Annotated in this window: 1 protein-coding gene; it reads left to right on the forward strand. The window is 71.3% G+C overall.

Going from position 1 to position 307, the window contains the following annotated elements; genetic code table 11:
* Position 1 precedes the first annotated feature (1 nt).
* Positions 2–307 (forward strand): HAMP domain-containing protein (locus IH13_RS0107495; RefSeq protein ID WP_031082181.1); only part of this gene is annotated, 306 nt, incomplete at its 3' end.

A 307-nucleotide genomic window follows, 5' to 3' on the forward strand; every position in this document is an offset into this window, starting at 1 on the left:
GGTGACCCGGGTCGCCCGGGAGGTCGGCACCGAGGGCAAGCTCGGCGGTCAGGCCACCGTCCGGGGCGCCTCCGGTACGTGGAAGGACCTCACCGACAACGTCAACGTGATGGCGTCCAACCTGACCGGACAGGTGCGCTCCATCGCGCAGGTGGCCACGGCCGTGGCGCGCGGCGACCTGTCGCGGAAGATCACCGTGGACGCCGAGGGTGAGATCGCTGCCCTGGCCGAGGTCATCAACACCATGGTGGACACGCTGTCCGCGTTCGCGGACGAGGTGACCCGGGTCGCCCGGGAGGTCGGCACC

Source organism: Streptomyces sp. NRRL WC-3549 (assembly GCF_000721935.1).
GTDB lineage: Bacteria > Actinomycetota > Actinomycetes > Streptomycetales > Streptomycetaceae > Streptomyces.